Here is an 18,140-nt window from a genome sequence, read left to right as displayed (position 1 = left end):
TGACCGGGATCGCCTCGGCGATGCTCGGCTCCGTCGACATCGTCGCCGATCCGGCCGGTCTGAAGGCGGACTTCCAGGCGATGATGGCCCCCGGCGCCGTTCCCGTCCGCGGTCCCCCGCGCCCGCCGCTACGCGGCGCCCCCGCTCGACGCCAGTACCTCGCCGCCGCCCACGCCCAGCTCCACCGGCAGATCCCTGCGGCACTTCACATCCAGCTTCCGGAAGATTCGGGTGAGGTGCTGTTCCACGGTGCTCGGGGTGATGAAGAGCTTCGCGGCGATCTCACGGTTGGTGTAGCCCCGCACGGCCAGCGCGGCGACCCGCCGCTCGGAGCCGGTCAGGGACGCGGACTCGGCGGCGGACTCCGCCACCGACGGGCTGTCGTCGGGCTCGTCGGGCAGCGAGAGCAGCGACTGGCTCAGCGAGGTGGCGCCGCACATGCCCGCCAGGTGGCGGGCCCTGCGCGAGTGCATCCGGGCCCGCCGGCTGTCGCCCACCTGGTAGTACGCGTCGCTGAGGTCCGCCAGCGCGCGCGTCTGCTCGTACTGGTCGCCGCACTCCTCGAACAGGTCGAGGGCCTCGGTCAGCATCTGCGGGCGGCGCTCGGCGGGGCTCGTGGCGGCCAGCAGCCGCAGCGCGGTGCCCCGGGCCTCGGACCCGGAGGTGCCGGGACGGCCCAGCTGGTCGTAGGCGAGCCGCCGGGCCTGCTCACGGTTGCCCAGCTTCAGCCAGGCCTCGGCGGCGCTGGTGCGCCACTGGCCGATGCCCGGCACGTCGATGCCCCAGCGGCGCATGAGCTCGCCGCAGGAGCGGAAGTCGGCGAGCGCGGCGTGGTAGTGCTCGGTCGCCAGGTGGTGGTGGCCGCGGGCCAGCAGGTAGTAGAGCCCGTACCGGCTCTGGAACATCGCCTTGGGCACCGACCGGGCCAGGTATCCGGCGGCCTCGTCGTAGTGGCCCAGCCGGGTGCTGGCCATGATCAGGCTGCTCAGCGGCAACCCGATCGCCACGCCCCAGGCGCCCGGCGTCAGGTGGTCGAGGGCCAGCTGCGCGTGGTCGACCGCGGCGGAGAGCTGGCCGAGCCGGACGGCCGCGTCCGCCCGCACCGCGGAGAGCAGCGCGAGCCGCGTCGGCGAGTACGGGGTGTGCGGCTCGCCCAGCAGCCGGTCGCACCAGGCCGCGACGGAGTCGGAGCGGCCCGCGGAGGTGAGCACCGACAGGGCGAGCAGCAGCGGCTCCTCGGCCCAGGCGTCGCCGTGCACCGCGTGGCCGTCGCGCAGGATCTGCTCGGCCTGCCCGGCCACCTCGTGGCCGCGGCCGGTCACCAGCGCACCGGCCAGCAGCGCCGTCGGACGGCACCACGGGTCCTGCTGCGGGGCGGGCGGCGCCTCGGCGGGGCGGGACCCGCCGGGCTGCGGCTGCCGGCGGCGGGCCAGCGTCGGGTGGGTCCAGGCCAGCCACAGCTCGGTGTCGTGCAGTTCGGCCGCCGCCTCGCTGTGCGGCTCCATGGCGGTGGTGCGCAGCTTCTCCAGCAGGTCGTCGGCGGCCTCCGCCCGCCCGTTCCACAGCAGTTGGCGGACCAGGGCGACGCTGTCGCGCCCGTCCAGCACGTCGGCGTGGGCGGCGGCGGTCAGCGACTCCAGGTGCCGGTCGGCCGCGGCGGGGTCGCCGCGCCAGCGCACCCGTACGAGCCGCGCCTCGATCGCCGCCCGCTCCGCGCTCTTCGGGACGCTCTGCCGGTGGGCGCTCTCCAGCGCCGCCACGGCCTGCTCCGTCCGGCCCGCGAGCAGGTTCTGCTCGGCCGCTTCCAGCAGCAGGCCCATGGCCCACGGCTGCGGGGCCCGGCCCGCCTCGACGAGGAGCCGGGCGACCTGGGTGGCGGGGCCGCCCTGCTCGTGGAGGAGTTCGGCGGCGCGGCCGTGCAGGTCCGCCCGCTCCGCCGGGGGCAGGTCGTCCACGATGCCGATGCGGGCGACCTCGCTGCGGAAGGTGCCCCCGCTCAGCAGCCCGGCCGCGGTCATCAGGCGCACGGCGTGCTCCGCCTGCTGCGGCTCGACCCCGGCCAGCCGGCCGGTGCGGTCGGGTGCGGCGGCCTCGCCGAGCACCGCGAGCGCCCGCGCGGTCCGCAGCAGCACCGAGTCGCCCCGGCGCAACTGCCGCAGCACGGCCCGGCCGTAGCCCTCCTTGCGGACGCCGCCGGAGAGGGCGTGGTCCTCGATGAGCGCCTGCAGCAGCGGCAGGTTGCCGCCGCTGCACAGGTGGAACTCCGGGGCGAGCCGCTCGGCGGTCGGTGTGTCGAAGTGCCCGGCCAGCAGTTCGGCGGTGCCCGCCTCGGAGAGCGGCGCCAGCGGGATCCGGCGGGCGTGCGGCTGGTCGAGGAGCTCGGCCCGGAAGGTCGGGTGGGACGGCTGCAGCTCCGGGTTGCCCGTCACGACGACGAGGATCCGGGCGGAGCCCAGCCGGCGGGTGAGGTAGAGGAGGCAGTCCAGGGACCGGGGGTCCGCGTGCTGGATGTCGTCGATGCCGATGAACAAGGTGGTGTCGTCGGCGAGTCGCAGGAGCAGCCGGACCAGGCCGTGGAGCAGCCGGGCCGTCTCGGGCCCGATGTGTTCGGGGTCGGTCCCGTCGGACGCGGTGGCGGAGCCGGCGCGCTGCAGCAGCGCGTCGGCCTCGGCGGCCACGGCGTCCGGAACGGTGGCGCTGCGGAAGAGCTGGCCCAGCACGCTGTAGGGGAGGGCTCGTTCGGCCCGGGAGCACGAGGCGTGCAGGACCGGCCCGCCGGCGAGCGCCGCGCGTTCCGCGACCCGGCGCAGGAGTTCCGTCCTCCCGCTCGCCGAGGGCCCGTCCAGAAGGACGACATGTCCTTTTCTTATCGCGCATTCCGTCAGTAGTCGGCTGAGTTCCTCAATGTGTTCTGCACGCTCGACCAGTTCCACTGGCCACCTCCCGTTGTATGCAGGTTTCCCATTCGAGCGACACAGCCGGCGAATCGGCTCGGCGCACTCCGCAATTGGCGGCAACTGGAAGCTAGCAACCCCTCAGGGGGTGAAGGTGTCCCTGCGCCCACTGCGCGGGAACCGTCCGCCCATCGCCTCGCGGGACACGGCCACGGCGGCCTCCCGGCACGTTCCGGGCAGTTTGCGGATCTTGTTCGGGCCTCCGCAACTCATTCCACCTGGTTCGTGGAGCTTACATCTATGCAGGTCAGCGAGTCGAGAGGAAAGAAGAGTCACAACTCGCCCACACACAGGTGCCGTTGCATTGACAAACGGGTCGATCGGTTTGTTTACTGTAGGGGGACGAGATGGTCGGTACGTGTCGGCCGGTCGCCCGACCACCCCGCCGCGTCGGGTCGTGCGGGGACGTGCGCACCATCAGGCCGTCGCGGACTGGAGTGAGTGAGTGTGCGATTTCATGTATTGGGCCCCCTGGAAGCATTCGCAGGAGACGCCGAAATCCCTTTGGGCGGCGTCAATCAGCGCAGCGCCCTCGGATTCCTTCTCCTGCACGCGAACACGGTCGTTCCCACCAGCAAGCTGGTGAGCGCACTGTGGGGTTACGACGTACCGGTGACGTCGCGGAAAATGATTCAGAACGCGATCTCCGGGCTGCGCAAACTCCTCGTCGAGTACGCGGGCCCCGGCGGCACGGCGTCCCTGGACACCTGCGCCCCCGGCTACCGGCTGCGCATCGACGAGGAGTGCCTGGACCTGACGCGCTTCCGCCGGCTGGAGCAGCAGGGCCGGGCCGAACTGGCGGCGGGCGACGCCGAGTCGGCGGTCCGCTCGCTGCGCGCGGCCCTGGCCGTGTGGCGCGGGCCCGTCCTGTCGGACCTGACGGAGACCGGTATCGCCTGGCCCGAGCTGGACGTGGTGCGCAACGCGCGGCTGGCCGTGTTCGAGGACTGCGTGCGCATCGAGCTGGACCTCGGCAGGCACCATGCGGTGCTCGGCGAGCTGGAGGCCATGGCGGCGGCGGAGCCGACGCGCGAGCGGCTGTGCGGGCTGCTGATGCTGGCGCTCTACCAGTGCAGTCGGCAGTACGACGCGCTGGCCGCGTACCAGCGCACCCGGGCGGCGCTGCTCAATCGCTTCGGGCTCGACCCCGGGCGGGAGCTGCAGCAGTTGGAGCGCTCGATCCTCAACCAGGACCGGTCGCTCGCGCCCGTCACCCGCCCGGAGCCGCAGTGGACCCGGACGATCCCGGCGCCGAGCGGACGCTGCACCGGGACGCGCACGGCGACGCACACCGCCCGCCGGGTACGGCCGCCGCGCCGCCACGGCCGCCCGTGAACCGGGCGATCCCCACGTACCCGGTGGACTCCGCGAACCCGCCGAACCCCGTGAACCCCGCGCTCCCCCGCGGTCAGGCGTTCGCCCCGGCTTCCCGGATCCCCCGCGCCAGCAGCACCGCGCCGTAGAGCGACGAGAGCCCGCCGAGCTTCGCCTCCGCGACCGGCACCCGCGGCCCGCCCGGCCGCTCCAGGCACTCCACCTGCCGGGCGACGGCCGGCACGAAGCCGGGGATCGCGGCGGCGAACCCGCCGCCGATGACGGCCAGTTCCGGGTGGGTCAGCTCGCTCAGGCCGACGACGGCCGACGCCAGCGCCTGCGCGCCCTCCCGCACCGCCTGCCGCGCCCACCCCTCCCCCGCCGCCAGGGCCGGCGCCAGCTCCGCGAACGGGACCTCACCGCCGCGCAGCTCGGCCGCCCGCCGCAGGATCGCCGGGCCCGAGGCCGCCGACTGGACGCAGCCCCTGCGCCCGCAGTCGCAGCGCCGCCCCTCCCGGTCGACGACCAGGTGGCCGATCTCGCAGGAGCCGCGCTCCGGGCCGGGGCACAGCCGCCCGTCGAGCACCAGGCCGCCGCCGACCCCGGTGCCGACCCCGAGGTAGACCAGGTCGCGGACGCCCGCCGCCCCGGCCTCCGCCAGCCCGGCGAGATCACCGTCGTCGGCGGTGCGCAGGTCCGCCGGGGGGAGGTCGGGGAGCAGTGCGCCGAGTTCCGCGTGCAGCGCCAGCCCCTCCCAGGACGGCCGGTTGGGCCAGGCCACCACGCGCCCGGTCCGGTCCAGCGTCGCGGGCATCGCCACCCCGACCGCGGTCAGCGGGCCCGGACGGCGCTCCCGCAGCCCGGCGATGCCCGCCGCGAGGGCGGCCAGGTCGCGCGCGGGGTCACCGGCGTCCGGCCACCGCAGGACCGCCTCCGCCGGCTCCCCCTCCTCCCCCGCGCCTTCGAGGCGCAGCGCGACCTTCGTACCGCCCACGTCGATGCCCAGATACATCGTGCTGCCCTCCAGAGAATCGGATACGGAAATTCTGGCAGCCTTTGCGGGTCAACCGACGGGATGTCGGCCGCGCATCGGAATGCAAGGGAGAGTTAGGGGGTTCCGGCTGTGGCGTACGGATCGTAGATTGGGGCCAAGCCTTCTTTCACAGGAGTTGGGGAATATGCAGCCAGCAAACGTGAACACCATCCTGCGTGGCGGGTCCATGGGCAGCAAGCCGGTCGGCGAGCGCCTTTTCCACGTCAAGGATCCGGCCGAGGACGTCCTGAAGATATTCCTCGGAAACCGCTACGAGCACTATTACCCGACCGTCGACGTGGAGGAACTGGACGGCCGTGCGCTGCACGTCTTCGACTGGAGTCACAACACGTACGTCGCGGAGTGAGCCACGGCGGCCGCGGAGCGTGGAGGGAGGGAGAACCGGACGGTTCTCCCTCCCTCCACGCGTGGGGCCCGCCCGTGCGGCGTCACCGCTTGTGGGGTTCCAGGACGGCCAGCAGCCGCTCGGTCACCGCCCGCTGGTGCTCCGCCAGGTAGAAGTGGCCGCCGCTGAAGACGTGCAGGGCGAAGGCGCCGGTGGTGTGCCCGGCCCAGGCCCGCGCCTCGTCGAGCGTCACCCGCGGATCGTCGTCGCCGACCAGCACCGTGACCGGGCAGCCGAGCATGGCATCGGGTGCGCAGCGGTAGGTCTCGACAGCCCGGTAGTCGTTGCGCAGCACGTCCAGCGTGAGCCGCAGGAGTTCCTCGTCGCGCAGCATCACCTCGTCGGTGCCGCCCAGCAGCCGGACCTCGGCGAGGATGGCCGCGTCGTCGAGCCGGTGCAGCCCTTCCCGCCGGTCCGTGCGCGGTGCGCGCCGGCCCGAGGCGATCAGCGCCGCCGGCGCGGCCCCGGCGTCCTCCAGCCGGCGGGCGACCTCGAAGGCGATGGTCGAGCCCATGCTGTGGCCGAAGAGGGCCAGCGGGCGGTCGGTCCAGGGCAGCAGCGCCTCGGTGACCTGGTCGGCGAGGGCGCCGATGTCCCGCACGGGCGCCTCGTGCCGGCGGTCCTGCCGGCCCGGGTACTGGACGGCGAGCATCTCGACCTCGGGGCCCAGCGCCGCGGACAGCGGGTGGAAGTAGGTGGCGGAGCCGCCCGCGTGGGGCAGCGCGACGAGCCGGACACGGCTGTCCGGCGCCGGGTGGTAGCGGCGGATCCAGGCCTGGCTACCGGTGACCGTGCCCTGCATGTGTCACTCCTGGGGGAAGAGGCCGGTGCGGAAGGGGGCGGTGCGGAAGAGAGTGGTGCGGAAAGGGGCGGTGCGGCGGGAACCCGTGCTGGAGGGGGCCGGGGGTCACTTGTCGGCGGTGTCGCTGACGAGCGCCAGCAGGGCGCGGGCGCCGAGGCGGTACCCCAGCGCCCCGAGCCCGACGACCACCCCGTCGGCGAGGGGCGCGATGACCGACTCGTGGCGGAACTGCTCGCGGGCCCAGACGTTCGACAGGTGCACCTCGATCCACGGGCGCGGGTAGTTGGCCAGCGCGTCGCGCAGGCTCCACCCCGCGATCATGAGGGCGCCGGGGTTCACGATGGCGCCGACCGTGTCGTAGCTCTCGTGGAGCGTGCGGACCAGGTCGCCCTCCGTGTCGCTCTGGAAGGAGATGACCTTCCAGTCCCGGCCGGCCACTTCCTCCTGGATGGCCTCCTCGATGTCGAGCAGGCTGTCGGTTCCGTACACCTCGGGCTCACGCTGCCCCAGGATTCCCAGGTTGGGCCCGTTCAGCAGGAGTATCGCGCTCATGATTCACCTCGCGCAGCGGTTCGGGATTCACGGGCACGGGCTATGCCCCATTGACTTTGTATCAGGAAGCGGAGATCGAACGGGAATCCAGGAACCTACCGCCCGCAAGGTAAGGGGGAAAGAGGGGACCCGGTAGGGGATGGGAAGTGTCGTCTTCGCCGAGGTAGCGTGATATCTACCCGGATCGGAATTCTCCGGCGCCGTCGCGACACCGGAAGATTATCCCGCAGTGGCGGTGTATTTCCACCCCTTCAGGTCGCGTTATTCGTCGAAAGAAGGAACAGATCATCATGAATGATCGTGCGCAGAAGTTCTCGGACCTCCCTCAGTGGCCGCAGTTCGGCGACGAGGAGCGGACCGGGTTGGTACGCGCTCTGGACCAGGGCCAGTGGTGGCGCATGGGCGGCAGTGAAGTCGACTCCTTCGAGCGCGAGTTCGCCGAGCACCACGGCGCGGTGCGCGCGCTGGCCGTCACCAACGGCACCCACGCCCTCGAACTGGCGCTGCAGGTGGCCGGGGTCGGCCCCGGCACCGAGGTCATCGTCCCGGCCTTCACCTTCATCTCCTCGTCCCAGGCCGCGCAGCGGCTGGGCGCCGTCGCGGTCCCCGTCGACGTGGACCCCGACACGTACTGCATCGACGTGGCGGCCACGAAGGCGGCCCTCACGCCCAGGACCCGCGCCATCATGCCCGTCCACATGGCCGGGCACTTCGCCGACATGGACGCGCTGGCCAAGCTCTCCGCCGACTCCGGTGTGCCGCTGGTGCAGGACGCGGCGCACGCCCACGGGGCCCAGTGGCAGGGCCAGAAGGTCGGCGAGCTGGGCTCGATCGCGGCGTTCAGCTTCCAGAACGGCAAGCTGATGACCGCGGGCGAGGGCGGCGCGGTGCTCTTCCCGGACGAGGCCTCGTACCAGGAGGCGTTCCTGCGGCACAGCTGCGGGCGTTCGCGCACCGACCGCAAGTACTTCCACGAGACCTCGGGCTCCAACTTCCGGATGAACGAGTTCTCCGCCTCCGTCCTGCGCGCCCAGCTCGCGCGGCTGGACGGCCAGGTCGCCACCCGCGAGGAGCGCGCGCCTCTGCTGGCCCGGCTGCTGGCCGAGATCCCGGGCGTCGTGCCGCAGACCATGGACCCACGGTGCACCGTCAACCCGCACTACATGTCGATGTTCCGGATCCCCGGGATCGCCGAGGAGAAGCGCAACGAGCTCGTCGACCAGCTGGTCGCGCGCGGCCTGCCGGCCTTCATCGCCTTCCGGGCGATCTACCGCTCCGACGGCTTCTGGGAGACGGCCGCCCCCGCCGAGACCGTCGACGAGCTGGCCGCCCGGTGCCCCGTCACCGAGGCCATCAACGCCGACTGCGTCTGGCTGCACCACCGCACCCTGCTCGGCACCGAACAGCAGATGTACGAGATCGCCGCCGCGGTCGCCGACGTCGTCACCCGCGCATGACCGGCCGCGGGCCGACCGGGCCGGCAGGCGCCCCGGTCCGTACGGCCGTGGTGGGCCTGGGGTGGGCGGCGAAGTCGATCTGGCTGCCGCGGCTGCGCGAGCACCCGTCGTTCGCGGTGACCGCCGTGGTGGATCCGAGCCCGGCGGCGCGGGCCGAGGTGGCCCACGGCAGGACCGGCACCCGGCTGCTGGCCGACGTGGCGGAGCTGGACCGCGGCATGGTCGACCTCGCGGTCGTCGCCGTCCCCAACCACCTGCACAGTGCGGTCGCGTGCCGGCTCCTGCACATGGGCATCCCGGTCTTCCTGGAGAAGCCGGTGTGCCTCAACTCCGCGGAGGCGCAGCAGCTCGCGGTGGCGGAGGCGGCCGCCGACGGCGTCCTGCTGGCGGGCAGCGCGGCCCGCTACCGGGCGGACATCCAGGTGCTGCGGGAGGTGATCGCCAAGGACCTGGGACGGATCCGGCACGTGGAGCTGTCCTGGGTGCGGGCCCGCGGGGTGCCGAACGCGGGCGGCTGGTTCACCCAGCGGCAGTTCGCGGGCGGCGGCGCGCTGCTCGACCTGGGCTGGCACCTGCTCGACACCATCGGCCCCATCCTGGGCCCGGTCGGTTTCGACCAGGCCGTCGGCACGGTCTCCGACGACTTCGTCAACAACGACTCCTCGCGGGCCGCCTGGCGGCGCGACCAGCCGGCCGGCCGGCAGGAGGACGGCGACGTCGAGGACACCGCCCGCGGGTTCCTGGTGACCGAGGACGGGGTCTCGGTGGCGATCAGGGCGAGCTGGGCCTCGCACGAGGCGCACGACGTGACCCTGCTGCGGGTCGACGGCAGCGACGGCACCGCGACGCTGCGCTGCACCTTCGGATTCAGCCCCAACCGCAGGCACGGGTCGACCCTGACCCGCGTCCAGGACGGCATCACCACCGAGGTGGCGCTGCCCGACGAGGAGATCGGCACGGAGTACCTCCGGCAGCTCGACGACCTTCCCGCGCTGCTCGCCGATCCCGCGAGCAAGGGCAGGACCGTCGAGGAGGTCCGCCGCACCATCTCCGTCATCGAACGGATCTACCGCTCGGCCCACAAGGCCCGCGCCGATGCCCGCTCCGCGATCCGGACCGGACGTACGGACGCGTATCCCTCTCTACTCAACACGGGGAGCAGTCATGCAGCAGAACCCGACAGGTGACCCATGGACGTATCCCGCGCTGTTCGCGGGCCATCGCATACGGGCGGTGGTCTTCGACCTCGACGGGGTACTGGTCGACAGCTACGACGTCATGCGCCAGGCGTTCACGACCGCGTACGCGGAGGTCTGCGGTCCGGGCGAGGCGCCGTTCGCCGAGTACAACAAGCATCTGGGGCGCTTCTTCCCGGACATCATGCGGATCATGGACCTGCCGCTGGAGATGGAGGAGCCCTTCGTCCGCGAGAGCTACCGTCTCTCCGGGCAGGTGCGGCTCTTCGACGGCGTCGCCGAGCTGCTCTCCGAGCTGCGTGACCGCGGCATCAAGATGTCGGTCGCGACCGGCAAGAGCGGCCCCCGGGCCCGCGCCCTCCTGCAGCAGATGGGCGTCCTGCCCCTGTTCGAGCAGGTGATCGGATCCGACGAGGTGGCCCACCCCAAGCCCGCGCCGGACATGGTGGAACTGGCCCTGTCCCTGATGGGCACCCACCCCTCGGAGGCGGTGATGGTCGGCGACGCGGTGACCGACCTGGCCAGCGCCCACGGCGCCGGGGTGGCGGCGGTGGCCGCGATGTGGGCCGACACCGACGAGGCCGCCCTGCTGGCGGCCGGTCCCCAGGCCGTACTGCGCAGGCCCGCGGACCTGCTGGTGCTGTGCCCTGCCAGCGTGCCGGTGGGCTGATCCTCCCCGCACCCACGAACGCATGTTGGCCCGGACGCTGCAACGTCCGGGCCAATCCTTGCGTTCCGCGCCGAACGAACGGCGCGCCTACCGCCCGTGCCCCGCGCCGGTGCGCGGCATCGCCGCCAGGCAGCCGGTGACGACGGACTCGGGGACGTCCTGCACCAGTTCCACGCCGGCGGGGCCGTCGAGCACGAAGGCCAGCCCGCGGCTCGCCTTCTTGTCGCGCCGCATGGAGCGGACCAGGTCCGCCGGGTCGAGCCCGGCCGGCAGCGCGGTGGGCAGCCCGTAGCCCGCCACCACCTCCAGGTGCTCGGCGACGCGCCGCTCGCCGATCCGGCCGAGCGCCCCGGCGAGCCGGCCGGCGAAGACCGTGCCGATCGCCACCGCCTCGCCGTGCCGCAGGGCGAAGTCGGTGGCCGGCTCCAGCGCGTGGCCGAGCGTGTGGCCGTAGTTGAGGATGTGGCGCAGCCCGGTGTCCCGCTCGTCGGCGGCGACGACCGCCGCCTTGAGGGAGACGCTGGCCGCGATCTGCTCGTGCAGCGGGAGGCCGCGCAGGTCGCCGGCGCCGATGAAGTGGCAGCGCGCCAGCTCCCCGTAGCCGTTCACCCGCTCCGCGTCCGGCAGCGTCCGCAGCAGGTCGGTGTCGCACAGCACGGCCTTCGGCTGCCAGTACGCGCCGACCAGGTTCTTGCCCTCCGGCAGGTTCACCCCCGTCTTGCCGCCGATGCTCGCGTCCACCTGCGCCAGCAGCGAGGTGGGCAGGTGCACGACGGGGACGCCCCGGTGGAAGAGCGAGGCGGCCAGGCCGACGGTGTCGGTGGTGGTGCCGCCGCCGCAGGAGATGACGACGTCGCCGCGGGTGAGCCCGAACCGGGCGAACTCCCGGCACAGCTCGCCCACGGTCTCCAGGGTCTTGTCCTGCTCCCCGTCCCGCGCCGCGAGCCGCAGCGTGGGGACGCCCGGGTCCGGCACCGTGCCGGCGGGCCGGGCCGAGACCACGACCGCCCGCGCGGCACCGAGCCGCGCCACCACCACCGGCAGCAACTCGCGGACACCCGGGCCGATGTGGACGGTGTAGCCGCGGTCGCCGCCGAGATCCACCCGCACCTGCCGGTGCGGTGCCTTCGTCGCAGTCATCGTGTCTCCTGTCGGTCGGTCGTCGGGGCCGGCCCGGTCCTGGCCGGGTGGCAGGACCGGATGGCCGGTCCGGCTCACGCGGTCTGCAGCGCGGCGGCGGGTACGGCCAGCGGCAGCTGGTCGCGGCCCGAGGGGGTGAGCGACGCCCGCACCAGCCGGGCCGCGAGCGCCTCCGTGACGGCGGGGATGCCGAGCCGGCCGTGGGTCAGGTGGGCGTGGTCGAACAGGTGGTAGTTGACCGGCGCCCCCTCGGCGGCCCACTGGCCGGTGGTGACCCGGTGCAGCGTGACCAGGTAGCGGTACCAGCGGTCCGCGACCGGCGGCGGCATCGGCGGCGCCAGCACGGCGAACAGCGCCGCGGACTCCTCCAGTCCCGCCTGCTCCGACAGTTCCGTGCGCTGGTCCGGGGTCAGTTCCTCGGTCCACACCTGCCAGCACTGGAAGAGAAATGCCCGGCGTTCCCTTTCGGGGACGAGGGCGATCAGGTGGCGAATATGGAGAATGGCCAGGGCCAGCTGCTCGTCCGGCGTGTAGCCGCTGCCCCGCATCACCTCGAAGGCCAGGTCGCTCGACGCCGTCGAGAGTTCGTCGGTGAATTCGATGTCGCAGGCGTACGCGTGGTGCGGCGCCCGCTGCGGCAGGTGGGTGAATTCGATCGGCCGCCCGGCCGCCGCGTATTGCAGCTGTATTCGCTCCTCGATTTCCCGCAGTACGCGCGTGCCGCCGCCGAACCACAGGGCGAGGGCGGGCGCGCTCGGGTGGTCGACGCGGCGGAAGAACCACCGGCTGTCGGCATCCGTGCCTTGGAAGTCGCGTACCAGGTCAGGGAGTGTGGATGGCACTCCCGCGGTGACACCGCCGCGTCCGTCCGCCCTCGGGGGAGCGGGGATGCGGCAGAAGATCCAGCTGTACGTCATGACGGGTTCCCTCACTTCGTTCTTAGCCGTGATCCCGTGCGGAGAAGGCTGAATTTACTCTTTCTCGACCCGCTTCAACACCCCAGTATCCTTGACTGATCGGGGTATGTATGGATAGTAGACGGAGTAGCCGCACCCCCTCTCCCCGCACAGTCCTCCGAATTTATCGGCGGCTGAAGTCAGGGTTCTCTTAGGGGGGCTTCCAGGGGTTCCGATAATTCCTCGGTTGACGAGACTGAGTACTGCGAGATTCGCGTCGTCAGTCCGTATCGAGGGGTGTGTTGACATGCTGCGTACCGAGCTGATCCGACCGTTGCCGGAACTGCTCAAGGAGCATGCGAACCGTTTCGGGGACAAGATCGCCTTCAGCGACTCCCGCCGTGACGTCAGCTACACGGAGTTGGAGAAACGCACCGGCCGCATCGCCGGGCACCTGGCCGCCCTGCGCCTGCAGCCGGGCGACCGGGCGGTCATCTACCTCGGCAACTGCGTCGAGACGGTGGAGAGTTACCTGGCCATCACCAGGGCCTCCGCGATCGGCGTGCCGCTCAACCCGCGGTCCACCGACTCCGAGCTGGGCTACCTCCTCGACGACAGCGGCGCCCGGGTGGTCATCACCGACCCGGCGCACCTGGGCCAGCTCCGCGCGGTGCTCGGCGACCGCCGCACCGTGCGCATCGTCGTGACCGGCGGCACCGGCATCCCGGCGGACGCCCCCGCCGGCACCGTGGCGTTCGAGACGCTGGCCGGCACCGACCCGGCCGTACCGGCGCGGGACGACCTCGGTCTCGACGACCTCGCCTGGATGCTCTACACCTCCGGCACCACCGGCCGCCCCAAGGGCGTGCTCTCCACCCAGCGCAACGGCCTGTGGTCGGTCGCCGCCTGCTACGCCCCCATCCCCGGACTCACCTCCGAGGACCGCGTCCTGTGGCCGCTGCCGCTCTTCCACAGCCTGTCGCACATCGTGTGCGTGCTCGGCGTCACCGCGGTCGGCGCCTCCGCCCGCATCGTCGACGGCTTCTCCGCGGACGACGTCCTGCGGGCGCTGGAGGAGGAGCGCTCCACGTTCCTCGCCGGCGTGCCGACGATGTACCACTACCTGGTCAGAGCCGCCGCCCGGAAGGGCTTCCAGGCCCCCCAGCTGCGGATGTGCCTGGTCGGCGGCGCCGTCACCACGGCCGCGCTGCGCAACTCCTTCGAGAAGGCGTACGGCGCCCCGCTGCTCGACGCGTACGGCTCCACCGAGACCTGCGGCTCGATCACCATCAACTGGCCGACCGGCGCCCGGGTGGAGGGCTCCTGCGGGCTGCCCGTCCCCGGCGTCAACGTGCGGCTGGTCGACACCAGGACCGGGGTCGAGGTGACCACCGGCCAGGAGGGCGAGGTCTGGGTCAGCGGCCCCAACGTCATGGCGGGCTACCACAACAACCCGCTGGCGACCGCCGAGGCGCTGCAGGACGGCTGGTACCGCACCGGCGACCTGGCCCGGCGCGACGAGGCGGGCTACTTCACCATCACCGGCCGCATCAAGGAGCTCATCATCCGCGGCGGCGAGAACATCCACCCCGTGGAGGTCGAGGAGGTCCTGCGCACCGTGCCGGGCGTCGCCGACGCCGCGGTGGTCGGGACTCCGCACGACGTGCTCGGCGAGGTCCCCGTCGCGTTCCTCGTCCCCGGCCCCGAGGGGCTCGACCCCGAACTCCTCTACGCCGCCTGCCGGGAGAAGCTCGCGTACTTCAAGGTCCCCGAGGAGCTCTACGAGATCGCCCGGATACCGCGCACCCAGTCCGGCAAGATCACCCGGCACAAGCTGCTCGAGCAGCCGATGCGGCTGCGGGCCGCCAACAGCAGCCACTTCGAGTCGCTGCTGCGCGTCGACTGGGTCCCGCTGCCCTCCGTTCCCGAGCCCGGCGACCACCCCGCGCACTGGACCGTGACCGGCGCCGACGCCCCCGCGCTGACCGCCGCCCTCACGGCGCGGCTGCAAGCAGCCGGGGCGGCCGGCGAACCGGTGCCGGACGCCGTGGTCTTCCTCCCCGACGTCGCGCCGCCCGCCGCCGGCGGCCTCGCCGGCGCGGTGCAGCGCTCGGTCCGGGAACTCGCCGCGGCCGTCGACTCCTGGCTGGCCGACGGCCGGCTCGCCGACACCCGGCTGGCCGTCGCCACCCGCGGCGCGGTCGTCGCGGGCCACCGCGAGCACCTGCGGAACCTGGCCCACGCCCCGCTGTGGGGCCTGGTCCGCTCCCTGCAGGCCGCGCACCCCGACCGGATCGTCCTGCTCGACCTGGACGACACCCAGGAGTCGCGCGACGCGCTGCCGACGGCCCTGGCCGTCGCCCTGACCTCGGACGAGACCCAGCTGGCGGTGCGCGCGGGGATCCCGCTGCAGCCGCGGCTGGCGCGGGTGCCCAACACCACCGACCCCGCCACTCCCCCGGTCGTCGACCCCGAGCGCACCGTCGTCGTCACCGGCGCCGACAGCCCGCAGGGCGCCGCGCTCGCCCGCCACCTGGTCTCCGCGCACCACGCCCGCCACCTCCTGCTGATCAGCGCGCACGGCACGGCCGACTACGGCACGGCGGCGCTGCACGGCGAGCTGACGGCGCTGGGCGCGACCGTGACGCCCGCCGCCTGCGACCCGGCGGACCGGGCCGCGCTCGCGGACCTGCTGGACCGCACCGAGCGCCCGCTGGGCGCCGTGGTGCACGCGCACTCCTGGCAGGAGGCCGTCGCGCACCGCCCCGGCAGCCCGCTGGAGTCCGCGGTCGCGGCCCTGCTGAACCTGCACGAGACGACCCTCGCCCGCACCCCGGCCAGCTTCGTCCTGCACTCCTCGGCCGACGGCGTGCTGGGCGCGGCCGGCGACGGCGAGCGCGCGGCGTACACCGCGTTCGCCGACGCGCTGGCCCAGCACCGCGCCGACCGCGGCCTGCCCGCCCTCTCGCTGGCCTGGGGCCCGTGGGAGGGGACCGGCCCCGCGAACGGCGCGGACCCGGACGCCGCCGACCCGTCCGGCGGCGCCGGCCGCACCCCGGCCGCCGGGGTCGGCACCCTGGACGCCCGTACCGGGCTTGCCATGTTCGACGCCGCCCACCTGGCGGGCCGCGCCTTCCTGCTCCCGATGGCCCTGGACACCGCCCGCATCGCCACCGGCGAGGTCCCGCCGCTGCTGCGCGGCCTGATCGACACCACCCCCGCCTCCGCGGGCGCCGACGAACGGCGGGCCGACGCGCTGCGCAAGCGGCTGAGCCGGCTCTCCGACGCCGAGCAGTTCCGGCTGCTGCTCGACATGGTGCGCACCGAGGCGTCCCGGGTCAGGGAGCTGGGCGGGATCACCGCGGTCGGCGCCGAACGCGCCTTCAAGGACCTCGGGTTCACCTCCCTGCACGCGGTGGCCCTGCGCAACCGGCTGACCGAGGGCACCGGCCTGAAGCTGCCCGCCACCCTCGCCTTCGACTTCCCCCGGCCCAACGCCGTCGCGCAGCAGCTGCGCAACCTGCTGCTGGGCGTCGAGACCGCGCCCGAGGAGCTGCAGCCGGAGGTCGTGGGATCCGACGAACCGATCGCGATCATCGGGATGGCCTGCCGGCTGCCCGGCGGCGTCACCTCGCCCGAGGAGCTGTGGCACCTCGTCGAGCAGGGCGTCGACGCCGTCTCGGACTTCCCCGAGGACCGCGGCTGGAACCTCGGCGAGCTGTACGACCCGGACGGCGGCAGGCGCCGCACGTCCTACGTCCACGAGGGCGGCTTCCTCTACGACATGGCCGACTTCGACGCCGAGTTCTTCGGGATCTCGCCGCGCGAGGCCGTCGCGATGGACCCCCAGCAGCGGCTGCTGCTGGAGACCTCCTGGGAGACGTTCGAGCGGGCCGGCATCGACCCCGCCACCCTGCGCGGCGGCAACGTCGGGGTGTTCTCCGGCGTGATGTACCACGACTACGGCACCCATGTGGACCAGGCGCCGGAGGAGTTGGAGGGCTACCTCGCCACCGGGACCGCGGGCAGCGTCGCCTCCGGCCGCGTCTCGTACACCCTCGGCCTGGAGGGCCCCGCCCTCACCATCGACACCGCGTGCTCGTCCTCACTGGTCGCCATCCACCTCGCGGCGCAGTCGCTGCGCAACGGCGAGTGCGCGATGGCCCTGGCGGGCGGCGTGGCCCTGATGGCGCAGCCCACCTCCTTCGTCGAGTTCTCCCGGCAGCGGGCACTCGCCGCCGACGGCCGGTGCAAGGCGTTCGCCGAGGCGGCGGACGGCACCGGCTGGGCCGAGGGCGTCGGCCTGCTGCTCGTGGAGCGGCTCTCGGACGCGCAGCGGCTCGGCCACCCGGTGGTGGCGGTCATCCGCGGCTCCGCCATCAACCAGGACGGCGCCTCCAACGGCCTCACCGCCCCGAGCGGCCCCTCGCAGCAGCGGGTGATCCGGCAGGCACTGGCCAACGCGCACCTGTCGTCGGCCGATGTCGACTCGGTCGAGGGCCACGGCACCGGCACCACGCTCGGCGACCCCATCGAGGCGCAGGCGCTGCTCGCCACGTACGGCCAGGACCGCGACCCGGACCTGCCGCTGTGGCTGGGCTCGCTGAAGTCCAACATCGGGCACGCCCAGGCGGCGGCGGGCGTCGCCGGGATCATCAAGCAGGTCATGGCCATCCGGAACGGCGTGCTGCCCAAGACCCTGCACGTCGACCGGCCCTCCACCAAGGTCGACTGGTCGGCCGGCGCGGTGGAGCTGCTCACCGAGGCCCGGCCCTGGCCCGAGACCGACCGCCCGCGCCGCGCCGCCGTCTCCGCCTTCGGCGTCAGCGGCACCAACGCCCACGTGATCATCGAGCAGGCGCCCGCCGTCGAGGAGGTCCCCCGCGAGCAGGCGGGCCCGGCGGGGCCGGTGGCCCTGCCGCTGTCCGCCCGCACCCCCGAGGCGCTCCGCGCCCAGGCAGAACGGCTGCTGGACCTGCTGGAGGCCGGTGGCGACGGCGACCGGGCCGAGCTGGACGACGTCGCCCACGCGCTGGCGAACTCCCGTGCCACGCTGGAGCAGCGGGCCGTGGTCGTCGCGACCGACCGCGTGCACGCGCTGGCGGGGCTCGAGGCGCTGAGCCTGGGTGAGCCGGCGGCCAACGTCATCACCGGCACCGCGGACGCGGACGGCAGGACCGTCTTCGTCTTCCCCGGCCAGGGCTCGCAGTGGGTGGGCATGGGAGCGCAGCTCCTCGACAGCTCCCCGGTGTTCGCCGAAGCCGTCGACCAGTGCGCCCAGGCCCTCGCCCCGCACGTCGACTGGTCCCTGACCGACGTCATCCGCCAGGTGGAGGGCGCGCCGACCCTCGCCCGGGTGGATGTCGTCCAGCCCGTCTCGTTCGCGATGATGGTCTCGCTGGCCGCGCTGTGGCGCTCGCACGGCGTCGTCCCCGACGCGGTGCTCGGCCACTCCCAGGGGGAGATCGCCGCCGCCTGCGTCGCCGGGGCGCTGTCGATGGAGGACGCGGCCCAGGTCGTCGCGCTGCGCAGCCAGGCCATCGCCGCCGGGCTCGCGGGCCACGGCGGGATGATGTCGATCCCGCTCCCCCTCGACGACACAACGGCACGGATCGAGGAGTACAGCGGACGGCTGGAGATCGCCGCCGTCAACGGCCCCCGGTCCACCGTCGTCGCCGGCGAGCCCGCCGCACTCGACGCCTTCCACACCGCGCTGACCG

The 18,140-nt window shown here is 73.4% G+C and carries 12 protein-coding genes; 6 read left to right on the top strand and 6 right to left on the bottom strand.

All coding sequences use genetic code 11. The features are described from left to right. Nucleotides 1-128: 128 nt before the first annotated feature. On the bottom strand, nucleotides 129-2,933 hold the full coding sequence (locus tag ABZ721_RS39870) for an AAA family ATPase (RefSeq protein ID WP_358793736.1): 2,805 nt from the start codon (nucleotides 2,931-2,933) through the stop codon (nucleotides 129-131). A gap of 525 nt (nucleotides 2,934-3,458) precedes the next feature. Here ABZ721_RS39870 and ABZ721_RS39865 point away from each other — a divergent pair. Next, complete coding sequence (locus ABZ721_RS39865) at nucleotides 3,459-4,289, top strand: AfsR/SARP family transcriptional regulator (RefSeq protein WP_358793735.1); 831 nt, start codon at nucleotides 3,459-3,461, stop codon at nucleotides 4,287-4,289. A 73-nt stretch (nucleotides 4,290-4,362) separates the two neighbouring features. Here the strand turns inward: ABZ721_RS39865 and ABZ721_RS39860 are convergent, their stop codons facing one another. Further along, nucleotides 4,363-5,280, bottom strand: coding sequence for an ROK family protein (locus ABZ721_RS39860; protein ID WP_358793734.1), 918 nt, complete (start codon nucleotides 5,278-5,280; stop codon nucleotides 4,363-4,365). A gap of 166 nt (nucleotides 5,281-5,446) precedes the next feature. Here ABZ721_RS39860 and ABZ721_RS39855 point away from each other — a divergent pair, with 166 nt between their 5' ends. Continuing rightward, nucleotides 5,447-5,668, top strand: coding sequence for a DUF5988 family protein (locus tag ABZ721_RS39855; RefSeq protein ID WP_358793733.1), 222 nt, complete (start codon nucleotides 5,447-5,449; stop codon nucleotides 5,666-5,668). Nucleotides 5,669-5,750: 82 nt separating this feature from the next. Here ABZ721_RS39855 and ABZ721_RS39850 read toward each other — a convergent pair whose 3' ends face one another. Both ABZ721_RS39850 and ABZ721_RS39845 read right to left on the bottom strand, forming a co-directional pair. Continuing rightward, nucleotides 5,751-6,509, bottom strand: coding sequence for an alpha/beta fold hydrolase (locus ABZ721_RS39850; protein ID WP_358793732.1), 759 nt, complete (start codon nucleotides 6,507-6,509; stop codon nucleotides 5,751-5,753). 105 nt (nucleotides 6,510-6,614) lie between these two features. Further along, nucleotides 6,615-7,061, bottom strand: a complete 447-nt coding sequence (locus tag ABZ721_RS39845; protein ID WP_358793731.1) for a type II 3-dehydroquinate dehydratase — start codon at nucleotides 7,059-7,061, stop codon at nucleotides 6,615-6,617. A 290-nt stretch (nucleotides 7,062-7,351) separates the two neighbouring features. On the opposite strand from ABZ721_RS39845, the gene ABZ721_RS39840 reads away from it, so the two are divergent. The 3 genes from ABZ721_RS39840 to ABZ721_RS39830 are packed head-to-tail and all read left to right on the top strand — an operon-like array spanning nucleotide 7,352 to nucleotide 10,384. Beyond that, nucleotides 7,352-8,518: a DegT/DnrJ/EryC1/StrS family aminotransferase gene (locus tag ABZ721_RS39840; RefSeq protein ID WP_358793730.1), complete on the top strand. Its 1,167-nt coding sequence runs from the start codon at nucleotides 7,352-7,354 to the stop codon at nucleotides 8,516-8,518. Continuing rightward, nucleotides 8,515-9,705, top strand: coding sequence for a Gfo/Idh/MocA family oxidoreductase (locus tag ABZ721_RS39835; protein ID WP_358793729.1), 1,191 nt, complete (start codon nucleotides 8,515-8,517; stop codon nucleotides 9,703-9,705). The genes ABZ721_RS39840 and ABZ721_RS39835 overlap by 4 nt, the downstream gene beginning before the upstream one ends. Further along, nucleotides 9,683-10,384 carry an HAD-IA family hydrolase gene (locus ABZ721_RS39830; RefSeq protein WP_358793728.1) on the top strand — a complete coding sequence of 234 codons (702 nt, stop codon included), beginning with the start codon at nucleotides 9,683-9,685 and terminating at the stop codon, nucleotides 10,382-10,384. The genes ABZ721_RS39835 and ABZ721_RS39830 overlap by 23 nt, the downstream gene beginning before the upstream one ends. An 87-nt stretch (nucleotides 10,385-10,471) precedes the next feature. On the opposite strand, the gene ABZ721_RS39825 is transcribed toward ABZ721_RS39830, so the two are convergent. Further along, nucleotides 10,472-11,524 (bottom strand): 3-dehydroquinate synthase family protein, encoded by a 1,053-nt coding sequence (locus tag ABZ721_RS39825; protein WP_358793727.1) that lies wholly within the window; start codon nucleotides 11,522-11,524, stop codon nucleotides 10,472-10,474. 74 nt (nucleotides 11,525-11,598) lie between these two features. Then, nucleotides 11,599-12,366, bottom strand: coding sequence for a lantibiotic dehydratase C-terminal domain-containing protein (locus ABZ721_RS39820; protein ID WP_358793726.1), 768 nt, complete (start codon nucleotides 12,364-12,366; stop codon nucleotides 11,599-11,601). Nucleotides 12,367-12,727: 361 nt separating this feature from the next. On the opposite strand from ABZ721_RS39820, the gene ABZ721_RS39815 reads away from it, so the two are divergent. After that, on the top strand, nucleotides 12,728-18,140 hold a 5,413-nt coding region (locus ABZ721_RS39815), incomplete at its 3' end, for a beta-ketoacyl synthase N-terminal-like domain-containing protein (RefSeq protein WP_358793725.1).

It is taken from the genome of Streptomyces sp. NPDC006733 (assembly GCF_040636125.1).
GTDB lineage: Bacteria > Actinomycetota > Actinomycetes > Streptomycetales > Streptomycetaceae > Actinacidiphila.
Note: the sequence above shows the minus strand (reverse complement) of the source record. Positions and strands in the feature narration are given on the sequence as shown.

Bases quoted from the DNA above. Each gene is read 5' to 3' on its own strand.
- ABZ721_RS39830 (WP_358793728.1), top strand. From the start codon at position 9,683: ATGCAGCAGAACCCGACAGGTGACCCATGGACGTATCCCGCGCTGTTC.
- ABZ721_RS39840 (WP_358793730.1), top strand. From the start codon at position 7,352: ATGAATGATCGTGCGCAGAAGTTCTCGGACCTCCCTCAGTGGCCGCAG.
- ABZ721_RS39835 (WP_358793729.1), top strand. From the start codon at position 8,515: ATGACCGGCCGCGGGCCGACCGGGCCGGCAGGCGCCCCGGTCCGTACG.
- ABZ721_RS39845 (WP_358793731.1), bottom strand. From the start codon at position 7,061: ATGAGCGCGATACTCCTGCTGAACGGGCCCAACCTGGGAATCCTGGGG.
- ABZ721_RS39825 (WP_358793727.1), bottom strand. From the start codon at position 11,524: ATGACTGCGACGAAGGCACCGCACCGGCAGGTGCGGGTGGATCTCGGC.
- ABZ721_RS39850 (WP_358793732.1), bottom strand. From the start codon at position 6,509: ATGCAGGGCACGGTCACCGGTAGCCAGGCCTGGATCCGCCGCTACCAC.
- ABZ721_RS39860 (WP_358793734.1), bottom strand. From the start codon at position 5,280: ATGTATCTGGGCATCGACGTGGGCGGTACGAAGGTCGCGCTGCGCCTC.
- ABZ721_RS39855 (WP_358793733.1), top strand. From the start codon at position 5,447: ATGCAGCCAGCAAACGTGAACACCATCCTGCGTGGCGGGTCCATGGGC.